Origin of the sequence: Chitinophaga niabensis (assembly GCF_900129465.1) — a bacterium.
GTDB classification, from domain to species: Bacteria; Bacteroidota; Bacteroidia; order Chitinophagales; family Chitinophagaceae; genus Chitinophaga; species Chitinophaga niabensis.
Genome location: NZ_FSRA01000002.1, coordinates 2,567,361 through 2,589,540 on the forward strand (window position 1 = coordinate 2,567,361; position 22,180 = coordinate 2,589,540).

At 45.9% G+C, this 22,180-nt stretch carries 22 protein-coding genes; 15 read left to right on the plus strand and 7 right to left on the minus strand.

Translation table 11 applies throughout. The features are described 5' to 3' along the window. Positions 1 to 621: a SprT-like domain-containing protein gene (locus tag BUR42_RS27815; RefSeq protein ID WP_074242798.1), complete on the plus strand. Its 621-nt coding sequence runs from the start codon at positions 1 to 3 to the stop codon at positions 619 to 621. Between the two features lie 52 nt (positions 622 to 673). Here the strand turns inward: BUR42_RS27815 and BUR42_RS27820 are convergent, their stop codons facing one another. From BUR42_RS27820 to sucC, 4 genes are all read right to left on the minus strand, one after another. Then, entirely contained in the window at positions 674 to 1,081 is a 408-nt protein-coding gene (locus tag BUR42_RS27820) for an OsmC family protein (RefSeq protein WP_074242799.1), read from the minus strand. Positions 1,082 to 1,299: 218 nt separating this feature from the next. Further along, on the minus strand, positions 1,300 to 2,325 hold the full coding sequence (locus tag BUR42_RS27825) for a DUF4407 domain-containing protein (protein ID WP_074242800.1): 1,026 nt from the start codon (positions 2,323 to 2,325) through the stop codon (positions 1,300 to 1,302). A 74-nt stretch (positions 2,326 to 2,399) separates the two neighbouring features. Beyond that, a complete protein-coding gene (locus BUR42_RS27830) occupies positions 2,400 to 3,416 on the minus strand; it encodes an OmpA family protein (RefSeq protein ID WP_084185864.1) in 1,017 nt (338 codons plus the stop codon). Between the two features lie 100 nt (positions 3,417 to 3,516). Beyond that, entirely contained in the window at positions 3,517 to 4,731 is a 1,215-nt protein-coding gene (gene sucC, locus BUR42_RS27835) for an ADP-forming succinate--CoA ligase subunit beta (RefSeq protein ID WP_074242801.1), read from the minus strand. A 116-nt stretch (positions 4,732 to 4,847) separates the two neighbouring features. Here sucC and BUR42_RS27840 point away from each other — a divergent pair, with 116 nt between their 5' ends. Genes BUR42_RS27840 through BUR42_RS27870 form a run of 7 tightly spaced genes read left to right on the plus strand, consistent with a single transcriptional unit; the run spans position 4,848 to position 10,799 of the window. After that, positions 4,848 to 5,660, plus strand: coding sequence for a purine-nucleoside phosphorylase (locus BUR42_RS27840; protein WP_074242802.1), 813 nt, complete (start codon positions 4,848 to 4,850; stop codon positions 5,658 to 5,660). A gap of 30 nt (positions 5,661 to 5,690) precedes the next feature. Beyond that, positions 5,691 to 7,691 (plus strand): putative porin, encoded by a 2,001-nt coding sequence (locus tag BUR42_RS27845; protein ID WP_074242803.1) that lies wholly within the window; start codon positions 5,691 to 5,693, stop codon positions 7,689 to 7,691. 44 nt (positions 7,692 to 7,735) lie between these two features. Next, positions 7,736 to 8,140, plus strand: coding sequence for a hypothetical protein (locus BUR42_RS27850; RefSeq protein WP_200798375.1), 405 nt, complete (start codon positions 7,736 to 7,738; stop codon positions 8,138 to 8,140). Positions 8,141 to 8,196: 56 nt separating this feature from the next. After that, positions 8,197 to 8,976: an oxygenase MpaB family protein gene (locus tag BUR42_RS27855; protein WP_074242805.1), complete on the plus strand. Its 780-nt coding sequence runs from the start codon at positions 8,197 to 8,199 to the stop codon at positions 8,974 to 8,976. Between the two features lie 49 nt (positions 8,977 to 9,025). After that, on the plus strand, positions 9,026 to 9,622 hold the full coding sequence (locus BUR42_RS27860) for a 2OG-Fe(II) oxygenase (RefSeq protein ID WP_074242806.1): 597 nt from the start codon (positions 9,026 to 9,028) through the stop codon (positions 9,620 to 9,622). Positions 9,623 to 9,645: 23 nt separating this feature from the next. After that, complete coding sequence (locus BUR42_RS27865; RefSeq protein ID WP_074242807.1) at positions 9,646 to 10,365, plus strand: DUF6597 domain-containing transcriptional factor; 720 nt, start codon at positions 9,646 to 9,648, stop codon at positions 10,363 to 10,365. Positions 10,366 to 10,385: 20 nt separating this feature from the next. After that, entirely contained in the window at positions 10,386 to 10,799 is a 414-nt protein-coding gene (locus tag BUR42_RS27870; protein WP_074242808.1) for a hypothetical protein, read from the plus strand. Here BUR42_RS27870 and BUR42_RS27875 read toward each other — a convergent pair. After that, positions 10,792 to 12,039 carry a serine hydrolase domain-containing protein gene (locus BUR42_RS27875; RefSeq protein WP_074242809.1) on the minus strand — a complete coding sequence of 416 codons (1,248 nt, stop codon included), beginning with the start codon at positions 12,037 to 12,039 and terminating at the stop codon, positions 10,792 to 10,794. The two genes, BUR42_RS27870 and BUR42_RS27875, sit on opposite strands and share 8 nt — an antisense overlap. Before the next feature lie 136 nt (positions 12,040 to 12,175). Here BUR42_RS27875 and BUR42_RS27880 point away from each other — a divergent pair, with 136 nt between their 5' ends. The 7 genes from BUR42_RS27880 to BUR42_RS27910 are packed head-to-tail and all read left to right on the plus strand — an operon-like array spanning position 12,176 to position 16,900. After that, a complete protein-coding gene (locus BUR42_RS27880) occupies positions 12,176 to 13,468 on the plus strand; it encodes a hypothetical protein (protein ID WP_074242810.1) in 1,293 nt (430 codons plus the stop codon). Between the two features lie 36 nt (positions 13,469 to 13,504). Further along, positions 13,505 to 14,044 (plus strand): SRPBCC family protein, encoded by a 540-nt coding sequence (locus BUR42_RS27885; protein WP_074242811.1) that lies wholly within the window; start codon positions 13,505 to 13,507, stop codon positions 14,042 to 14,044. Beyond that, on the plus strand, positions 14,041 to 14,454 hold the full coding sequence (locus BUR42_RS27890) for a DUF1579 family protein (RefSeq protein ID WP_084185865.1): 414 nt from the start codon (positions 14,041 to 14,043) through the stop codon (positions 14,452 to 14,454). The genes BUR42_RS27885 and BUR42_RS27890 overlap by 4 nt, the downstream gene beginning before the upstream one ends. Before the next feature lie 9 nt (positions 14,455 to 14,463). After that, positions 14,464 to 14,847, plus strand: a complete 384-nt coding sequence (locus tag BUR42_RS27895; protein WP_074242812.1) for an HYC_CC_PP family protein — start codon at positions 14,464 to 14,466, stop codon at positions 14,845 to 14,847. 55 nt (positions 14,848 to 14,902) lie between these two features. Continuing rightward, on the plus strand, positions 14,903 to 15,448 hold the full coding sequence (locus tag BUR42_RS27900) for a heavy-metal-associated domain-containing protein (RefSeq protein ID WP_074242813.1): 546 nt from the start codon (positions 14,903 to 14,905) through the stop codon (positions 15,446 to 15,448). Between the two features lie 11 nt (positions 15,449 to 15,459). Next, positions 15,460 to 16,326, plus strand: coding sequence for a hypothetical protein (locus BUR42_RS27905; RefSeq protein ID WP_074242814.1), 867 nt, complete (start codon positions 15,460 to 15,462; stop codon positions 16,324 to 16,326). A 1-nt stretch (position 16,327) separates the two neighbouring features. Further along, the gene (locus BUR42_RS27910; protein ID WP_074242815.1) at positions 16,328 to 16,900 is read left to right on the plus strand and encodes an AraC family transcriptional regulator; all 573 of its coding nucleotides are present in this window, start codon (positions 16,328 to 16,330) and stop codon (positions 16,898 to 16,900) included. Positions 16,901 to 17,147: 247 nt separating this feature from the next. Here the strand turns inward: BUR42_RS27910 and BUR42_RS27915 are convergent, their stop codons facing one another. Beyond that, positions 17,148 to 18,539 (minus strand): SusD/RagB family nutrient-binding outer membrane lipoprotein, encoded by a 1,392-nt coding sequence (locus BUR42_RS27915; protein WP_074242816.1) that lies wholly within the window; start codon positions 18,537 to 18,539, stop codon positions 17,148 to 17,150. A gap of 9 nt (positions 18,540 to 18,548) precedes the next feature. Then, the gene (locus BUR42_RS27920; RefSeq protein WP_200798376.1) at positions 18,549 to 22,022 is read right to left on the minus strand and encodes a SusC/RagA family TonB-linked outer membrane protein; all 3,474 of its coding nucleotides are present in this window, start codon (positions 22,020 to 22,022) and stop codon (positions 18,549 to 18,551) included. Positions 22,023 to 22,180: the final 158 nt, after the last annotated feature.

A 22,180-nucleotide genomic window follows, 5' to 3' on the forward strand; every position in this document is an offset into this window, starting at 1 on the left:
TTGAAGCAGGAAGCTCCATTACATGCATTGGCCGGTTATCTGCCGGATGGGACCTTTGAGCAGGTGATCCAATACATCACCCACTATAAAGTGCATCTGACCATTACCAGGGAAAGGCAGAGCGTATTGGGAGATTATCGCCATCCTTACCAGGAAAAAGGCCACCGCATCAGTATCAATGGTGGTTTGAATAAATATGCCTTCCTCCTTACTTTACTGCATGAGATAGCCCACCTTGTTACTTTCATGATCTATGGGAACAGGGTATCCGCCCATGGAAAGGAATGGAAACAGGAATACAGCAAGATCCTCCGGGAGTTTGTAGGTAAACAATACATGCCGCCGGATGTGGAAGCCGCTGTGAGGGAAAGCCTGCATAACCCGGGTGCCAGCTCCTGTGCAGACGAAGGTTTAATGAGAGTATTGAAACGGTACGACCGGAAAAAAGATAATCATTACCTGGTAGAGCAATTGCCGCCGGGTCAGTTATTTAAAACGAAGGACGGAAGGATATTCCGGAAAGGAGAAAGGATCCGCAAGCGGTACCGTTGCGAAGAAGTGCCGTCGAAAAAAGTATACCTGTTCAGCCCGGTATACGAAGTGGAACTGGTGAGTGAGTAAGGGAGGCGCATATTGAACTGCTTAGCCGGTGTTCAAAATAAGCCCGTTTATCTTACCGTACCACTTCTACATGATTCAGTTTCACAGCTGCCCCTGATCTTAATGAAAGCGGGATCTCCGCAATCTGGTCCGTATGCCGGATCAGTTCTTCAATCTTCTCACGGGGCGCAGCAGATTCCACTTTGATGTCGTAACGGATATTAGTGGCCTTTACAGGTTCTCCGCCCCAGTCTCCGTTCACAATGATCTCTACATGCCGGATAACCACCTGCCAGAGAGCAGCTTCCCGGTACAGATCATTACAGATACTGGCGCCGATAGCCATCATAAAGAGCTCTTCCCCGCTGAACCCGATCCCCATTCCTCCAGCCCTGGGCGTACGATCTATCACCAGGCTGCGCGGTCCCGCCCAACCAGCCGCAGCGCTGCTTTCATGAATTGTTTTGATATGTACTTGCATAATTTAATGTACGGAAAGTTGAGGGGATAAACAAAAACAAATGCCCCCCGTAAACGGAGGGCAAGGGGTAACATTTGCTACTAGTTAACGTTTCTTCAACGGTTTTAGAAAATGGGCCGGCGATATATAAATCCTTTGCGTTTTCGTTTGCACATAGCCGTTAGTTTTACAAAGGATGAAATAACTCACCTGATTCCATAAACCCCGTTAAAATATTTTTAAGAAAAAGCCGCATTTTTTATCCTGTGTTCACTTTCTCCCCTCCGCACTGCAATTCGTTCATCCGTTTCAAGTGTGAGCATGGTCTTTCTTTCTTTATTATGCATGGTGAATCCATATTCATGCTGCTCCAGCAGATCATCATAAGGCCCGCGGGGCGAGATCAGCTTCACAAATACAGGTGCTGTTTCAATAGCAATGAATAACAGGATAATAAACCAGTTGGCCCAACGGATAGGGGCACTGTTCTTTGTAATGGTACCCAGTGCATCCAGCCGGGAAGCAAAGCCGTTCAACTGATCTCTTTTCAATTGTGCAATGGCGCTGGCAATCTCTGCATCCACTGCAGCCAGTTCAGCTTTGCCTGCAAGGTATTGCTGGTTTAAAGCTTCCCAGGCAACCTGTGCACTATCCGCATCTGCTTTTTTTGCTTTATAGATAGGGCCAAGGTTTTTGAGCCTGGAACCACCGGTACCATCTGCTTCCTGCTGTGCCAGTAATTGTAAGGTATCCCTGCGTGCGGCCTGTGTGGTCATTTGCTGCTGCAATGCCTGCAAACGTGTATCCAGGGTAGTGCTGCGGGCCTGGAAACGTTCTTTCACCTTATCTTCCTGGGCTTTGAATTTCTGTTGTTCCATGATCACCAGTTCAGCCTGGATCTCTTTATTAAAGATCTGCAGCTCCAGTGGTTTGGAAATAACGATAGCGATCAGGAGTGCCAGGATGATGCGCGGCAGGGCCATGAGGAATTCATCCCGGAAACGTTCCCGCTTTTTCATGCTGGAAACAATGTACCGGTCCAGGTTAAAGATCATCAGGCCCCAGACGAGCGCAAATACCACAGCAGCCCAGGGTTGCTGAAACACCGTCCAGAGGGCATAACCACCTGAAAGGGCAGCCAGTAATCCTGTGAAGAAAATAGTAGCGCCAATACCTGCATACTTGTTCAGTTCTGAAGGAGCGCGTTTCAGCATCGGCAGGTGAGCGCCGGAGCAGATGAGAAAAAATTGGCGGATGCGTAACATGCGTAATCTGTGTTAAAGGATAAGACCAATAACCATTTGCATGTTTTAAGTAAGAAGGATGGAAACCAAAGATACTAGATTTTCACAATCTCCACTCGCCGGTTCTTTGCTTTGCCTTCTTCTGAAGCATTATCTGCAATGGGTTTGTCCTGCCCGATTCCTTTTGCGGTTAAACGGCCGGCATCAATCCCTTTTGCTGTGAGCGCGGCTTTTACGGCCTGCGCTCTTTCTTCGGAAAGTTTTTTGTTACGGGCAGCGGTACCGCTGTTATCCGTATGTCCTTCTATGGCTACTTTTAAACCTGCATTGGTGCTCAGCAGTTTCTGGATCTCATCGATAGTAGGCTGGGATTCAGCTTTGATATTCGCTTTATCCGTATCAAAATTAATATAGAGCGCAATGTGCCCTTTGCTGTCCAGCTCCGATTTCATTTCTTCCGCTTTGGTAAGGGAAGCGGTGATCTTCAGGGCTTTGGTTTCCAGCACCATCCAACAGATGGAAGACCCATCGTCTGAAGGGGTGAATTGTACCCAGATGTTCTTATCGGCCCTGCGGATCAGGTAAGTAGTAGTGACGGCATTGGCGATAAATCCATACCCCGTCATATATTTTAACCTGTTATTTTCAGGAATAACGCTGGCAGAGTCTTGTGGTACTTTCATTTCTGAAACCTTCACCCCGCCGGCTCCGGTGATCACGGCATCCAGGTTCTTCGTCAGTTCCAGGTCGCTGTAGGATTTGCCTTCTTTAGCCCTGATGTAGTCATAGAAGATCTTCCCTTCCGGCTTTTCAAAATGATCTTTTACCCAAAAGTAGGCAACATCATAATCAGCAATCTTGTTCTTGTTGAAATTGTAATATCCTTCCGGCAGCTCAAAATAAGGGAATGCGCCCAGCGGTTTATCAGAAACGGGGATGGCATTCAGATCAAAGCCTTTGGCAACCGGGGTTGCTGCTTCGGGGGCAGCAGGTGTAGTATTTTCGGTGGTAGTGGTGGTATTCGTACTGTCTGTAGTGTTTCCTTTTTTACCTGAATTACAGGCTAACAGAACGGTAGCGGATGCTGCAATGGTTAGAATACGGAGGTACATATAATTGGGTTTTATGGTTATCAAATATAGGTGAAAGGCATAAAAAAATGGCCAGCATATTTGCTGGCCACTTATTATCAAAACATTATCTCTGGGTTTATTAAGCGTTTACCGCTTTGTTCACCAGTGCAGCTGCTTCACTCAGCAGGATGGCAGACTGTACTTTCAGGCCGCTCTCCTCGATAAGTTTCTTAGCTTCTTCTGCATTGGTGCCTTGTAAACGTACAATGATAGGTACGTTGATGGTGCCGATGGACTGGTAAGCATCAATAACACCCTGCGCCACCCTGTCGCAACGAACGATACCACCAAAGATGTTGATGAGGATCGCTTTCACTTTAGGATCTTTCAGGATGATGCGGAAACCAGCTTCAACGGTTTGTGCATTTGCAGAACCGCCTACGTCCAGGAAGTTAGCTGGTTCACCACCGCTCAGTTTGATCATATCCATGGTAGCCATGGCCAGGCCGGCACCGTTTACCATGCAACCTACGTTACCATCCAGTTTCACAAAGTTCAGGTTGTGTTTACCGGCTTCTACTTCGGTAGCATCTTCTTCTGTTGTATCACGCAGGGCTACCAGGTCAGGATGACGGAGCAATGCGTTATCGTCCAGGTTCAGTTTGCAATCCACCGCAATGATCTTTTCATCGCTGGTTTTGAACAGGGGGTTGATCTCCAGCATGGCAGCATCCAGGCCAACGTATGCATTATACAGGTTGGTCACGAATTTCACCATATTTTTGAAAGCTTCGCCGCTCAAACCGAAGTTGAAAGCGATCTTGCGTGCCTGGAATGGTTCCAGTTTACCGCCTGGGTATACCCACTCTTTGAAGATCTTTTCTGGTGTACTGTGTGCTACTTCTTCAATATCCATACCGCCTTCGGTAGAATACATGATCACATTGGTACCTTTAGCCCTGTCCAGCAGGATAGAGAGGTACAATTCCTTAATAGGATTGGGACCGGGATAGTAAACGTCCTGGGCTACCAGTACTTTGTTCACCACTTTACCGGCTTCTCCTGTTTGTATGGTTACCAGTGTACCGCCAAGGATATTGCCGGCTATGGTCTTAACATCTTCTGCATTCTTTCCTACCGCTACGCCACGTTGCTCTGTTCCCACAATTTTGCCTTTACCACGACCACCAGCGTGGATTTGCGCTTTCACTACGGAAAACTCGTTGCCAAACTGAACTTTCAGTTGCTTGTAAGCCTCAGCAGCAGCTTCCGGAGTATCTACCGGGATACCTTCCTGCACCGGTACGTTATATTTTTTCAACAGTTCTTTCGCCTGGTACTCGTGTAAATTCATCGGTATTTAAATTTGGGCGCTAAAATAGGCAATTTATGTTTTAGAAAGGTGAATTCTTTGGGGGAAGCTCGTCATATGTAATATAGGATTAACTTTGCCGGGCATAAATTTTTGCCATGCCCACACAGATCAACGAAGCAACCGCATTTATACAGCAATATGCAAAGGAAGCGCCACAGGTGGGCATTATCCTGGGCAGCGGCCTGGGAAACCTGGCCGGGGAGATAACGGATAAAACGGAGATCTCTTATAATGATATCCCTCATTTTCCACCCGCCACAGTGGAAGGCCATTCCGGTAAACTCATCCTGGGCAGGCTGAATGGCCGTCCTGTAGTTGCAATGGCAGGCCGTTTCCATTATTATGAAGGTCTCAGCATGCAGCAGGTGACCTTTCCCGTAAGGGTTATGAAAGCCCTGGGCATTCACACCCTCCTTATTTCCAATGCAGCAGGAGGAATGAACAAAGCTTTCAGGGTAGGGGACCTGATGATCATCACAGATCACATCAACCTGCAGCCGGAACATCCGCTCAGAGGGCGTAACGACGATACCCTGGGACCCCGGTTCCCGGATATGAGCGAGCCTTACGCCAAAAACCTGGTCGCCAAAGCCCAAAGTATAGCTGCCGCTAAAGGTATATCTTTACATACCGGCGTTTATGTGGGAGTACAGGGGCCTACTTTTGAAACCCGCGCCGAATATAAGTTCATGCATATCATAGGAGGCGATGCCGTTGGAATGAGTACCGTACCGGAAGTGATCGTGGCCATCCATAGCGGATTAAAGGTTTTTGCCATGAGCGTGATCACGGACCTGGGCATACGGGAAGAAGACAATGTGATCACACACGAAGAGGTACTGGCAGCCGCTAAAGCAGCAGAACCACATTTAACATATATTTTCAGGGAATTGGTTCAACAATTGTAGCGAATTGCGGGCCATATACGAATCATCAGAATGAGGCAGTTCACCATTATTTTACTTTTGCTGGTTTGTTCCGGCACCGCCCTGCGGGCTCAGATCAATACCGGCCGTATTCCTACCGGCGCAGGCGGTGGCAATTCCCGTATGCAAAGGGATACTACCAAACATGATCATGAACCTGATACCCTTACCCTCAGGTTCCGCTACCTGGATGAGCCTACCGATTTCATGCTGGATTCCTCGATCACCGATTTCAACCTGAACTACCTCAACGTTCCGGCCAACTATACCACCCTGGGCAATAACGGAAGCGCAGCCCGCAACCAGATCTTCAGCCCAAGAATGGTACCCGGCTTTGACCCCGGTTTTCATGCATTTGATGTATACGGCTTCAATCACCAGAATGCCCGTTTCTATAATACCAACAGACCTTATTCAGAACTGGGATACCTTATCGGCAGCAAGCAGGAGCAAATGATCAACCTGATGCATACCCAGAACCGCGGAGAGAAATTCAATTTCTCCTTTGCCTACCGCAAAATAAATTCCCAGGGATACTACAGGAACCAAAGCACCAACCACGATAATTATAAAGTAACCGCGAACTATAATAGCCAGAACAAACGGTATCACATCCTGATGAGCTACTATCTGAATAAGATCAACGGTGGTGAGAACGGAGGGATCACAGATATCGCGGAACTGAAGAATCCTGAAAATACACAGCTTCGGCTGATCCCCACCAACCTGGGTGGCAGCAACCCTGCATCAAGTACTATTTTCAATACCAATATACCCGTAAAGAATGCATACCAGGAAGCCAGTTTCCTGTTCCGGCATCAGTACGACTGGGGCAAGGGTGATACCATCCATGTGAACGATACTACGGATGTATACAAGTTCGATCCCGTTTTCCGCGTAGAACATACCTTCACTTATACACAGAATACTTACGAATATATAGACAGGAATGTAGATACCACTTTCTATAAGAAGAATTACGGTTTTGCATTCCCTCCTCCTGCCACCACTGGTTTTACAGACACCATATTAACACGGCATCAATGGCGCATCCTCAGTAATGACCTTTCCTTTATCCAGTTCCCGATACGCGGTAATATGGCCCACTTCATTAAGATAGGGGGAGGATTTGATAATATCATAGGTGAGTTTATTGATAGTACCAGCATCACATTCCAGAACCTCCGCATCCATGGAGAGTACCGGAATAAAACAAAGAACCAGAAATGGGACCTTTCGGCCAAAGGTGAGTTTTACCTGCTGGGTGAAAATGCAGGCGATTACAGTGTGAGCGCCAGCCTGCGCCGTTACCTTAATAGTACATTGGGTAACATTACCCTGATGGGCTTAAATGTGAACAGGGAGCCTTCCTATGTGTACCGTTACTTTGCTACCGATCCCAAACACAACAAGGTGTACAGGAACCCTAACATACAGAAAGAAAATACCACGCTGTTACAGGTACGTTCAGATAACCCGAAGCTGAAGTATAGCATAGTGGGTAGTTACTACCTTTTTAATAAATACACCTATTTTAAAAGTTATTCGGAGAGTGATCAGTTCACTGGTTTGTTCAATCTCTTACAGATCGTAGGACAGAAACGTTTTGATGTGCGCAGCTTCTCTTTCCTGGCAGACCTGGCTTTCCAGCAACTGGCAGGCAATGCGCCCATTCAACTCCCCACTTTCTGGGGCCGTGTAAGAGCTGGTTACAATGCCCGCCTCTTCAAGAACCTGAACCTCTTCACAGGTATTGAAGGAAAGTATAACACACCTTATTATACCGATGATTATTCTCCCATGTTCGGCCAGTTCGTATACCAGACCTCCATCAAACGGGAAGTGTATCCAGACCTTGCAGGCTTTGTGCATTTCAGGATCAAATCCTTCACCGCTTATGTACGGGCAGAGAACCTGAACACTTTCTTATGGGATCAGAATTTCTTTGCACCACAGTACCCAAGTAACGACTTCTCCCTCAGGGTAGGTTTGCGCTGGTGGTTCATTAATTAAAACTATCTTTAGCTGTGTAAAGGATTGTATAATTATCCCAATAAATGCAATATCGTATGTTCAGCACCCTCACTGTATGGTTACGGATCAGCGTAGCTATTATCCTTTTCACACATAGCATCCCCGGAATGTTTGACGGAGGCATCAATGCCTTTGGAAACCTGTACCTGAACGAGATAGGTTTTGCACCATTCGGACTGGCACTTGCCTGGGCAATAAAGCTATCGCATGTTGTATGCGCTGTATTACTGCTACTGAACAAACAAATACTCCTGGCCTGCCTTACCACGATTGCCGTTTTAATTATGGGCATCATCATGGTGCATTTCAGGGAAGGTTGGTTTGTGGTAGGAGGGGGAAGGAACGGCGTAGAATACAATTTTCTGCTGATTGCTGTGCTGGTACAGATCATGGTGAATGAAAGAAGAACCCTTCGCACCGCCAGATAAATATTTGCCTGGTATTGGTTTTTATGCTTACTTTGTAGTGCAAAGTGAAGCTAATAATGGAGCAGTTCGTAAAAGAAGATAGTATTGTAAGGGAGATCTGGGGGAAGGCAGATACGATACTCTTTGTTTTTGCAGGAGCTGCTGCGGAGTTTGCCCTGAATAAGGCAGTGGACTGGCTTTACTTTACTGGTAAGTTGCCCGCGGACCCACTGAAAAGATTGTTCTCTACAGTTACTTATGCACAACGTATCGTTTTTGCAACAGAAGAAAAGGCCTTTACTGCCATAGATCAGATCACTGCCATTCACCGGCAGGTGGAAACTTCCCGTGATATGAAAATACCCGATTGGGCATACAGGGATGTATTATTCATGCTCATCGATTATTCCATTCGTGCTTATGAATTGCTGGAGCGCAAGCTGACCCTGAATGAAAGGACGGAAGTTTTTAGTACTTTTTATAAGGTGGGTGTGCGCATGGAACTGAAAGACCTGCCGGCCAGCTACAGTGAATGGGAACTAATGCGGGAAACTCACCTAAAGCAGGATCTCCGGTTCAGTGATCTTACAAAAGATCTTTTCGGAAAATATCGCGAACATTTAGGTGAAATACGATACAGATTGTTAAAACAGGTACAGGCATTGCTGGTGCCCGAAACAGTAAAAGACCTGCTTTCCCTGGATAACGCAGGATCATTATTACCGGTGCTTTACCTGTATAAATTGAGTGGAACATTTAATATGCAGGACCTGCTGCGGAATATGCTGCTGCCTGCAGAATACAGGATACAGGTACAACAGTTGAACAAGCCTCACAGATCGTTTACCTTTGAATAGTTATAATTCCCCTTAATAAAAGCTACCTTTAGCAGATAATCCACCCTTATTGCAACAGATCTTTGATACACTTATCAATAGTTTTATAGAAAGTAAAGTAGGCATAGCAGAACATTTTTTGAGCGACCGGCTGGCAGGTCACCTGAAAGACAATTTGAATACCCTATACGAAGGAAATAGTATGCTTGCTGCCGGAACCGGTAACAAGGAGCTGGTGCTAAAAGACAAATTAGTGCGCAGTGATGTGATCTACTGGCTTGACAGGAAGCATAATAACCCCTGGGAAAATGAATTCTTCGATCTGATGGACGCTTTTATATTGTATCTCAACAGGGAATGTTATACAGGCATCACAGGATATGAATTCCACTACACCCTGTACGAAGAAGGCAGCTTTTACAAAAAACACCTGGATCAGTTCCGTAATAATGAAAGCCGGCAGTTCTCCATGATCATGTACCTGAATGTTGATTGGGTGGAAGAAGATGGCGGGCAATTATCTATTACACGTGCAGAGGGCGATCAGCAGATAAGTCCTGTAAATGGGAAAACCGTGTTCTTCAGGAGTAATGAAATGGAACATGAGGTATTGGTAACGAACAAACCAAGGCTGAGCATTACAGGATGGCTGAAACAGGATAATTAAAGTATCCCTACCTTTGAATAGCTATGAGCTATCAGCAATACAAACCACACCCGGCCCTGCATCCATACATCGATGCATACTGGACGGTTAGATCCGGCCAGGCCGCCAGCCGTATTCTCCCGGATGGTTGTGTTGACCTCATCTGTAATTTCGGTTCTCCCATCACCAGCGATAACACCATCCTTGCCCCGGACCATGTATACCTCATTGGTACCATGACGCGTTTTTCCGACACCGTCAGCACAGCAGAGACCAACCTCCTGGGGATCCGTTTTAAACCCGGCGCTTTTGCTTTGTTCTTTGATCATCCTTTACAGGAAGCCAGCAACCAATGCATTGAATTTGACAGGTCATTGCTAAGCATAACCAACCTGGATCAATATTTTCTTGACAAACAAAAGAAAACAACGCACGCATTACTTCCCATCATCACAGATATCATTGCCCAAAAAGGCAATACGAAAATAAGTACGCTTGCAAAAAAGCATTTCGTCACAGAACGTCAGCTGGAAAGGAATTTCAAACAATACACCGGTATCGGTCCCAAAGCATTTTCAAATATCATCCGCTTCCGTTCCATGATGGACCAGATAAAACACAACAAAGCAAAGGACAGCTTTGAAACCATCGCTTTCCGGAATGGCTATTACGACCACGCGCATCTTACACATGAGATAAAAAAATACACCGGTCAGACCCCTGCGATTTTGTCGGGTTTTTCCAAAAACAGGAACGGCATCTAAGCCTACATTTGTGAGAAAAAATGAAAACGCTTCTTCTTGTATTAAATCTCAGTATCTCCATCAACCGCAGTGCAGATGATGTATATGCATACATGGCTAATGCTGAAAACCTTCCGCAATGGGCAGCCGGCTTATGCACATCCATACAGAGAACAAACACGGCGAATGTATGGCAGATCAATAACGGGGAGGCCAGGGTACGCTTTGTGGAAAAGAATAAATTCCGGATAGTGGACCATTATGTACGTGCAAAACCAGGTGAAAAGGAAGTATACATTCCCATTCGTGTTATTGAACATGACGATGCCTGCGAAATAGTATTCACACTGTTCAGGTTGCCCGGTATGACGGATGAAGAATTTAAAAAGGATATGGGAAACGTACAGAAAGACCTGGATACCATCAAAGCAATAATGGAACGGAAGGTTAATTGATCTTCAGCGCAATGACGGTTTTCCCATTGTTGTTGATGATCAGCTTTTCTCCTGCTGCAAATATCACTTCAAAGTCTTCCTGGCCTTCCAGGAAGAAATGCGTTTCGTCAACGGCGCAAAGTACAGACTGTGGCCCTCTGTGTGGGGCCGCTATCAGCTTTCCATCTTCAAGCCTTACCTCTACCACAAGGCCACGTTCTTTGGCTTCATAAGTACCCACATACTTTTGAAGAACCGTGGTATTCAATATAATTTCTTTCTTTTTGCCGGGTAGCTGATATGGCTGATGATAAAGTATGGCGAATATCTTACGCGTCATCGTTTCTAAAAGCGGGGTTTCTGTATTGCTCAGCATTACAATGCAGATATTGTCTGAAGGTACCCTGGCAAAATTGCTTCTGAAGCCCCAGATGCCGCCGCTATGTGATACCACCTTATGCCCGTAAACGGTATCAATGATCCAGCCATAACCATAATTCCCTTTGAAGGGAATATAGGCTGGTTCCATCATGCTTGTTTGCGTTTGTAGTGATTGGTGCCATTTGTAGAGGTCACCCACGGTGGAATAGATAGAACCTGCTGCAAAAGATACGGATGGATCTACCGATGGAAAATCACTGGATGCTTTTAAGGGAGCATTCAGCCGCACAAAATCAAAACCGGAATCATGCATGCCATCAGGCTCGAAAAGATATTTTCTTAAGGCCTGTTCGTAAGTCATACCAGTTACCTTCTGAATGATATAGCCTAACAGCATATACCCGGAATTACTATAGTTCCAGCTGGTACCGGGTGAAAAATCAAGGGATTTGTCTTTGAAGAGCGCCAGCATTTGTTCCTCTGTAGCCGGCTGTCCGGCTGCTGTTTCCATGAACTCACGGTTCATGGTATAATTATAGATGCCGGAAGTATGTGTTAACAGGTGCCGGATAGTAATACTATCTCCCCTGGGATAATCAGGATAGTATTTACTCAGTTTATCCTCTAACGATAACCTGCCTCTTTCCGCAAGTTTTAAGATCGCAGTAGCCGTAAATGTTTTAGTAACGGAAGCGATCTGGTAGATCGTATTCTCCTGGTTGCCATAACCTTTCTTTAGCAGAACGGTTCCTCCGCGGGCAACGAGTACCGTACCGCGAAAGTCTTTATAAGCAGCCATAAGGGTATCTATTTCTGCCGGAATGTGCTGTGCCGTTGCGGCGCTCCAGGTAAGCAGGAAAAGGAAGAGGATACGTTTCATAGGATAAATATGACCATTAAAAGCATAGGTCTGAACCAAATGTGATAAGTACAGCGGAAAATGTGATGGGATTCTTCAATGGAGGTGTAAAAACAGCATTAAATTACTACATTGGGGCTATAAAATAATTAACCCAATGAAAAGAATCCTTATACTCTTGTGCCTGATCTCCCAGGTAACATTTGCACAAACTTTGGAAGAAGTTACCACAGAAGGCGCAACAACAACTAAAACCGTAGAATTTCAGAACACCGCTGCTTTTAGGATCAAAGGAAATTTGGGAAGCCCTGCCTATGGCCTCCTGGATCAGACAGTGAATAGTGGCCCTGTCTGGCGTTTTGGGAATGCCGACAATATAAATGGCTATGGGAACTTTGATATCTTCAATGAAAGTGCTCAGATCGTCGGTTTAAGAATTACAGGCACAGGAAATGCAGGGATTGGAACAGGAACGCCCAGTTCCTATTACCATGGAGGAAATAACAAGGTGCTGGAGATATTTAATATTAATCAGGTTACCAATTCACAATCTCATCTTATTTTAAGTACAGGATCATTATTGGCGGGTTCTGTGGGAAGTATTTCCTGGATGTCGCCCCGTACACCAGGTAATACAGGCGTTGCATACATAGGAGCTATTATGCCTCATGATGTCACTTACCACGCATCTGGTGAGTTAGTATTTGCGACAGCAGACCAGGGCATTCCATCAGTAAAGATGCGCCTGATGGCAAATGGTCATCTCGGAATAGGAACACAAACCCCCACGCACAGATTACACGTAGTAGGCGGTGGCGGCATCATGGCTACGGACGGCCCGCTTAATGCATATACTTCACAGGGAGTGCCTGATCCTAATATTAATGATCCCAACACCAGCTTATTAGGAGCAAACGGATTAATGAGCAACAATGGTGAATTCTATTACTGGAGAGCTTTCTGGGGCCAGTCAATAGACCTCAGGGCAGGAGGTATCCCGGATGCCAACAGGAACATTTTCCGCGTAAGGCGTTTCGATAGCGGTAGTAACTGGACGGAACTGTTCCGTGTAAACGAAAACGGCAACGTAGGAATTGGCACCACGCACAATGACCCAAATTATAAATTAATCGTCAACGGCACCATCGCATCTCACAAAGTAAAAGTAACCCAGGAGGCCTGGGCAGATTTCGTGTTTGAAGACCACTACATTCTGCCCACATTGCAGTCCGTAGAAACCCATATCAAAACCCATAAACATTTACCCGGTATTCCTTCAGCAGGTGAGATCGCAGAAAAAGGAATGGACATCGGAGATATGCAGCAGAAGCAAATGCAGAAAATAGAAGAACTCACATTGTATGTAATAGAACTGAATAAAAAACTGGCCGCTCAGCAGGAAGTGATTTCACAACTGGAGAAAGCACTAAAATTGCCAAAAAAGCAGTAATTTCCGGGATAACCTCCTTATAAAACCACCAAATAAATGAGCATCCTTATCACGGCCTTCACTATCCTCATCGGCATCATCCTGCTGTTACTGATCATTGCACTGTTCATCAAAAAGGAATACACCATTGAACAGGCTATTGTTATCAACAAGCCCAAAGCATTGGTGTACGACTATCTGCGGCTGCTTCGTAACCACGATAACTTTGTCAAATGGTCAATGATAGATCCCAACATGAAAAAGGAATACACGGGAACAGATGGTACTGTCGGTTTTGTATCTGCATGGGACAGTACAAATAAGCAGGTAGGAAAAGGAGAACAGGAGGTCATTAAAATGGCAGAAGGAGAGAAGATAGATTATGAACTGCGTTTTATCCGTCCTTTTGAAGGAATATCTTATGCCTCCATTGCCACTGTTGCAGTAGGAGAACAGCAAACCAGGGTAATATGGGTCTTTAACGGTAAGATGAAGTACCCTATGAACCTGATGCTCCTGTTCATGAACCTGGAGAAGATGCTGGCAAAAGACCTGGATGAAGGACTCGTAACGCTGAAAAATATCCTGGAAAAATGACACCAATTCAGAAACTACAGCCTTTCATTGGCACCTGGAAAACAGAGGGGCAGATGAGGACCGGTGAAAAAATTACGGGTACCGATATTTATGAATGGTTCCCCGGCGGCCACTTCATCATGCACAAGGTAGATGTGTTCATGGGCAGCCAGAAAAAAATAGGCCTCGAAATGTTTAGTTACGATGCCGCCACCGGTAAATATCCCATGCGTTCCTATGATAATGACGGAAATACCACTGTACTCCAGGCCACAGAACACAAGGGCGCCTGGACCTTCACCGGGGAAACAGTACGCGGCACCTTTTCCTTCAGCGAAGGGGGAAATGTGATCACCGGCACCTGGGAAGGTTCGGAGAATGGAAAGGACTGGGCACCCATCATGGACATGAAACTCAGCAAAATATCGTAACTTTACCCCGTGAAGAAACTGCTCACCATATGTTTTGCCGTTCTGTACACGCTGATAACCAGCGGGTTCACGGTAAATATGCACTATTGCATGGGTGAGCTGGCTGCCGTAGATCTACACGACACCCATAGCGATGCCTGCCCGAAATGCGGCATGGACGTGAAAGGGGATTGCTGTAAGGACGAAGCCAAATTCGTGAAGCTGGATAACTCCCACCAGGCAGCAAAAGCCTTTGTGGAGCTTTCCGCCACTGTTTCCCTGCTTCCGGCTGTTATGCAACCCATATGGCTGGCACCTGTTGCTGAAACAGTGATCTTAACTCCCCGGGCGCATGGTCCACCCATCACCCCATCTACACCACTCTACATGAGCAACTGTATTTTCCTGATCTGATATAAATACCCGTCTAACAGGTATTTATTTAATCATTTCATTTAATACAACCATCATGAAAACAATACTCATAGCCCTCGCGCTGATAGGTGTACAATTCACCGCATCCGCTCAATATAAGAAAGCATCTTTACAGGCTGCCGGTCTTACCTGCGCCATGTGTTCCAACGCTACTTTCAAAGCACTGAAAACATTACCCTTTATAGACAAGATCGATACCGATCTGAACAACACTACCTTCATTCTGTATTTCAAACCCAACAGCAATGTGAACCTCGATCAGATCAAGGGAAAAGTGGAAGGCGCCGGTTTCTCAGTAGCCAAACTGATCGTTACTGCTAACTTCGATAAGATTAAAGTGGAAAACGATACGCACATTCCTTTTGCCGGTCAAACACTGCACTTCATGAACGTAAAACCTCAAACCTTGCAGGGAGATAAGGACATTACCGTGATCGATAAGGATTTCGTGTCCGGCAAAGCGTTTAAGCAATATAGCACCCAGACTAAAATGAGCTGTTATAAAACCGGTATCATGGAAAGCTGCTGCAAGCCTGAAAGTGGAGTTGCAGGTAAAAGAGTGTATCACGTAACCATTTAACCCTGCCTTCCATGAAGAAATATATAATACTGCTGGCATTCGTCAGCATCAACCTGGTTGCGCAGGCACAGGAACTGTATGTGAATACAGAGCCTGCCAGTAATATGCCTGCCAATTCCATGGGCATCCGCCTCACCAATAAGTTCTTCAACATGAAGTTCGAAGGCCATACCGGTATGCGCTTTGAACCGGAAGTAATGTTCGGTATCTCTAAGGACCTGATGGTGCATGGGATAGGATACTTTTCCAATAACATGCAGGAAGATATCCGTTTTGAAGGAGGAAGTTTTTACGCCAAGTACCGCTTTCTCTCCAAAGACGACCTCCATTCCCATTTCAGGATGGCTGCCTATGCAAAAGGTTCCCTGATCGATAATCCATATTACCCGGTACTAAATGCCGGGCACGACCATAGTGGCAGGAACTATGAGAATGAAGAACTGGACCTTGAAGGAATGACTTCCGGTGCAGGGGCTGGTATCATTGCTACGCAGCTCATTCACAAACTCGCTATTTCCGGTATCGTAGGGTACAACCGCCATATGAAGAATCTCAAGAACGAGTTGCCATCCAACGTCTCCCGCAGTATGGTGAATTACAGTCTTTCTGCCGGGTACCTGTTATTGCCGGTGAAGTACAAGAGCTATGAGCAAACGAACCTGAACCTTTACGTGGAATTCCTTGGTAAATCCAATATCGATCAATACCGGGCAGGTTATTATGTGGATGTGGCCCCGGCAATCCAGTTCATCTTTAACAGCACTACGCGGCTGGACCTTTCCTACCGCACACAGCTGTTCGGAGATATGGCACGTAATATGGATAAGAGTTTCCTGATCAGGTTAGAACACAATATCTTCAATCTTAGAAATAAATAGGATGAAAAGTACTGTATTGCATATTAAAAATATGGTTTGCCCGCGCTGTATCAAAGCCGTGCGGCAGGTGCTGGAGCAGGAAGGGAAAGATGTGGTGGAAGTGAGCCTGGGTAGCGCCACTGTAAAAGGTACGCTCAGTGCAACGCAAACAGAAGGGATCGCAAAAGCCTTACAGGAAGAAGGATTTGTATTGCTGGACGATCGTAAACACCAGATAGTGGAAGGCATCAAAAATTTCATCGTGGAAACCGTACACTACGGTGAACTGGATGAGCTGAATGAGAACTTTTCCACGCTGTTGTCCCAACGCCTGCAAAAGGACTACCACCTGCTCAGCAAACTATTCTCTGAAGTAGAAGGTACTACCATCGAGCAGTTTATCATTCAGCAGAAGATAGAACGGGTAAAAGAACTCCTGGCGTATAATGAATTAACGCTGAGTGAAATTGCCTATAAGATGGGATACAGCAGCGTAGCCCATTTATCCGGGCAGTTTAAAAAGGTAACAGGGCTTACTCCCAGCCAGTTTAAACAGCTGAAAGAAGATAAACGAAAATCACTGGATACGATTTAGGCAAGGGGATAAGAGCAAGACTTCCTGGATTTTCTTTTTACAAAAGGCAAATCCTCCCGGATTTATCCTTTACAAAAAATCTATCGTTACAAAATAAAAACCCCCTGATGCTGGATCAGGGGGCTTTTTTATTTGAGGGGGAACAGATATCATTTATTTGAAAGGGAACAGATATCATTTATTGAGGGAATGAATATCATTTATTTGAGAGGAACATGTTCCTTTTATTTAACAGACCCAACCTTCTTTACTTATCCCACCATAACCTTCCATACAAATTGTCCCCACCCGGGAACTGCCGCTTCACCGCATCCTCATAATGTGTCTTATTATTAAACACCTCATCCTGCGGATATCCCTGCCTTAACGGAACATCCTTACCATCCGGTTTAATCAACCCAGCCGGAAATCCCGTTCTCCTCCATTCCGCCCATGCTTCAAAACCATGCATAAACAAATGCACCCAGCGCTGATTCCCGATCTGCTCATAACCATTGGCTGCAACATACGGCATACCCGCACTGGCCATCATAGCACCATACCCCGTAGTATCATTATTTTTCCATTGACGAATAGAATGCTCGATCGCCATTTTGTAATTAGCTTCAGCAGCAACATCCCCATCCGGTATCCAACCCAGTTTAGCAGCTTCCGCTTTTGCAAAAAGTGCCTGCGCATAAGTTACGAGGTATACATTCGCATTCTGTTTCCTGATCTCCGCGCCCAGTAAAGAATAGGCAGTGGTGCTTAGCCCGGTTGTAGCGCCGTAAGGTAAACCCACATATTGCCCGGCGGAATTCTTATCACCATAAACAGGCAAACGCGGATCGTTCACGGGTTTCATTTTGCTTACGAGGCTTTCACTCAATGCCCACCATTTACGATTCTGGTCTGTGATCTGATCATACCAGTAACTTTCATTCGCAGCTTCTGCAAGATGACTGAAAACAAAATTATCCGCATTGGAAGTCATGATACCTGCCGTCAATGCTTTATTGAATTCTGTTTTTGCTTTCTCCGGTGCCGCAGCAGATAAACGCAGGGCCATCAGCAAACGGATGGTGTTACCGAGTTTTTTCCAACGCGTCATATTACCCTGGTAAATGATATCGTTGATGATATCTCCTGCCACGATGGATTTATCCGCCCGGTCTAACAATAAGAACAAACTGTCGTAGATCACTGACTGCGGATCGTAAGCAGGTGTTGTATTAGCACGTCCCTTTAAAGCTTCTGTATAAGGCACATCTCCCCAGCGGTCTGTAATATGCCAGAAGAAATAGGCTTTAAGGATGCTGGCCACTGCCAGCTGATTAGGGATGGGGCCTTCATTGGCGTCCATGCTGGTAGTACGGATCACGGAATCCAGGTTCATCAGCGGGCCGTAATACATACTGTAAAAGTTAGCACTTACCTGGTTGTATAATGAAAGGTTAGGATATTGTGTTTCTGATAAGTATTGCGCAAAATATTCCGCCTGGGGAGATTCTCCCAGTACCGGCAGATAGAGTTCTGCATTGGCGATCAGCTGTGTACTGGAAGTTTTAGAGGGCAGGTTCGGATTCACGTTCATGTCGCCAAACTTATTACAAGCCGCTAAAAGCAAACTGATACCTATGATATAATAAAGTCTTTTCATGATCGTTGATTAAAAGTTAATGGTGAGGTTCGCGCCGAAAGAACGTACGGTGTTAGACTGACCGGATTCCAGCCAGCTGATGCCCTGTGAACCACTGGAGAGTTCTGTAGGATCAAGCCCTTTAGGTGCTTTCTGCCAGATCATGGCGGGGTTGCGTGCAATCAGCGCAATGTTCACTTTGCTGAAAGGCAGCCTGCCCAATGCGGCTTTATCCAGTGTATAACCCAATCTGATCTCACGGAGTTTGATGTAATCCGCACCATATAACCATTCTTCATACACATGTGTGGCCAGCACCGTTCTGTAATAACTGCGTGCATCCACATAAGCCGTTACTTCCTGTTTGGTAGCTGCGGAAATACCGGTTACTTTGATACCGCCACCATCTGCCAGGGGATCCCGGATGTTTTTACCTTTATCGTTCAGTACGGCTGTTTCCTCTGCCATACCGGTTTTCATGGCCAGCATTTTGGAACGGCTGAAGAACTGCCCGCCGAATTGATAATCGATCATCACACCGAGATCAAATTTCCCAAGGCGGAACATATTCTGGAACCCACCGGTAACATCGGGCAATGCGCTGCCGAAGTTGTGATTGGCTTCTGTATACAAAGGCATATTGTTAGTGCCAAGCAATATCTTGCCGGTGGCGGAATCACGCTGATATGCCTTCCCGATAAGACTGCCGAATGCCTGTCCTTTATAAGCATTGATATAAGCGGTAACACCTGAATAAGTAGAGGAATACAGGGGATACACACTCTGCCCGGGTCCCAGTTCCACCACCTGGCTTTTGTTCCGGCTTATGTTGAAAATGGTGTTCCAGGAAAAGTTCTTGCTTTGTATGGGCGTAGCCGTTAGTGCTATTTCAAATCCTTTGTTCTCTATCAGGCCGGCATTGATGGTAGTGCTGGCAAAACCGCTGGTACCTGATAAAGCTAATGGAATGATCTGGTTTTTATTTTTCTGTGTATAATAGGTGAACTCAACTCCCAGCCGGTTATCGAGGAATTTCAGGTCGATACCTGCTTCGTAGGAATGCGCGAAAGAAGGTTTGATATTCGCATTCGCCAGGTCGTCCAGGATATAAAGTGAATTCACGATGGATTTATCCGGCATCGTGTAATTGGCACCTACGCCATAGTTCAGGGAAGTTTCATACACACCAAGGTCAGAACCAGCCTGTGCATAACTCAGCCTGAGCTTACCATAGGAGAGTGCATTCCATTTGATCAGTTCACTGAATACAAAACTACCGGATAAGGAAGGGTACCAGTAAGAATTGTTCTGTTGTGGTAAAGTAGAGGAGTTGTCGTTCCGTAAAGAAACATCTACAAAGTAAGTGTTCTTGTAACCAAAGGATGCCATACCGTAAGCGCTCCTGATCTGTTTTCTTAACAGATAGGAATTACTGAGTGGCCGGTCCTTGGAAGCGGAGAGGCTGTAGAAACCGGGGCTGGAAAGCCCGCCCTGTGTTTCTCCGGTTACATAAGTATATCTCCTGTTATAGATGTTACCGCCAAGGTTGGCATTGAAAGAGAAATCGTCCCAGTTTTTATTGTATTGCGCCAGGAACTCATAGTTCATTTCCTTGTTCTGATATTTACCAGAGGAATATGCCGGTACCCTTCTGCCATTGAAAGCAATCCTTGTTTCAATGTTTTGCGTGTACATATCGCTGCGTACAAATCCGCTTAGTTTCAAACCCGGTAATACCTGGTAGCTGAGGCCTACGTCGCCGAAGAAACGATCCCGGCTGTCACTGCTGAAATTCTCATAGGCATCGAAGTACGGATTGTCCCAGTACAATGCGCTGAGGTCTGTGAGTACGCCACTGCTGCCGGCGGCAGGAGGGGAGATGTTCCAGTGTTTGATGGTACCATCTGCATAACGGTAATCCTTCATCCGTTTCATATCCATATTACGCTGGAACCATTGTACAATATAACGCGCGCCCCATTCGGAACCCTGCGATGGGCGTTGCGCGCTATTGTTAGCGTAATTGATATTTGTTGAAACCGTCAGCTTGGGGGTAAGGTCGAGAGATGCATTTACGCCGAGGTTATTTCTTTTTAACCAGGTGTTGGGTTCCACCCCTCCGATATTAGTATTGTTATAGCTCAGGCGGAAAGTAGAATTTTCATTACCGCCGGAAACTGTGATGCCATTGTTTAAACTATATCCTGTTTCATAGAAGTCCTTGATGTTGTTGGGATGTGGAACAAAGGGAGTTTCCTTTCCATACTCAGGGTCCAGCGGGAAAAAGCTGAATACCTGGCGAACGGGTGTACCATCCATTTTAGGTCCCCAGCTTTCATCATAATCCAGCTGTACGAATTTCTGCCCGTTGGCGAGGGTGCGCCATGTTTGCGTAGAACCTGCACCATACAGGTTTTGAAGGGGGAGGAAGTTAGCGGCTTTTTCAATGGAGTAAGCACTGTTCAGCTGTACATCTACTTTCTTTGGTCCTCTTTTTCCTTTTTTAGTAGTGATCATGATCACGCCATACTGGCCGCGTATACCATATAATGCAGAAGCGGCGGGGCCTTTCAGTACGTTCACTGTTTCAATATCTTCCGGGTTCACATCCTGGCCAAGGTTACCATAGTCTGCCCTGTCGCTGGAGGCAAAGTTGGCGTTGGAGATAGGAGTTCCGTCTACCACTATCAGTGGCTGATCGCCGCCGGAAATGGAGTTCACGCCACGGATCTTGATCTTTTGCGTTCCGCCAAGGCTGGCTCCTGAAGACCCCGTCACCTGTACGCCGGCAATTTTACCAGCCAGTGATCCGATCACATTCTGCTCTTTGGTGAGGGTGAGGTTTTCTCCTTTCACCTGTTGGGTGGAATAACCCAGGGAACGCTGACTGCGCGAAATGCCCAGTGCCGTCACTACCACTTCAGATAAACGGGTATCACCTTCCAGCATCTGGAAGGTCACTTGTGCTACTTCATTATTCTGCACCGTAATATTCTGAACTACAGGGCTGAAACCCACGGCAGAAGCCTGCAAACGGTAGGTGCCTGCTTTGAGGTTATTCAAACTGAATTCGCCCTGTGCATTGGCTACGGTGCCATGCGTAGTACCAACAACGGTTACTGTAGCAAAGGGGATGACTGCTCCCGTCGGATCAGTTACTTTTCCTTTAACTCCTCCTTCAAATGAAGGCAGAGGTGCTTTTTTGATGATGATGTTATCATTCACCAGTTCATACTGTAGATTGGCGGGTTTTAACAGATCGTCCAGGATCCGGGCAACGGTTTCACTATTTGCCTGGTAAGTGATGCTGGTGTAAGCAGCAATGTCTTCCGTCTTATACGTAAAGGAGAATTTGGCGTGGGACTCGATCTTGCGCAGGACCTGTTTCAGACTCATGTTCTTTATGTCTAAAGACATCGTCTTATTCAGGTTCTGGCCGGAGCCGGTACCTGCCATCAGCAATCCGCTCAGGGTAAGAAGAATGGCAAGAATAGATATCCTCATAAGTAACCGTTTGTTTTTGAACAACTTAGGAAGTTGTTGCATGGCACAAAACAGCGCAGCAATACTGCTGTACGTTTTTACATACAAATTCATAGCTTTGATAAGTTTAGTAATTCTATGACGGGATTATTTAAATGCACAAAAAGAGCCGTTTCCTG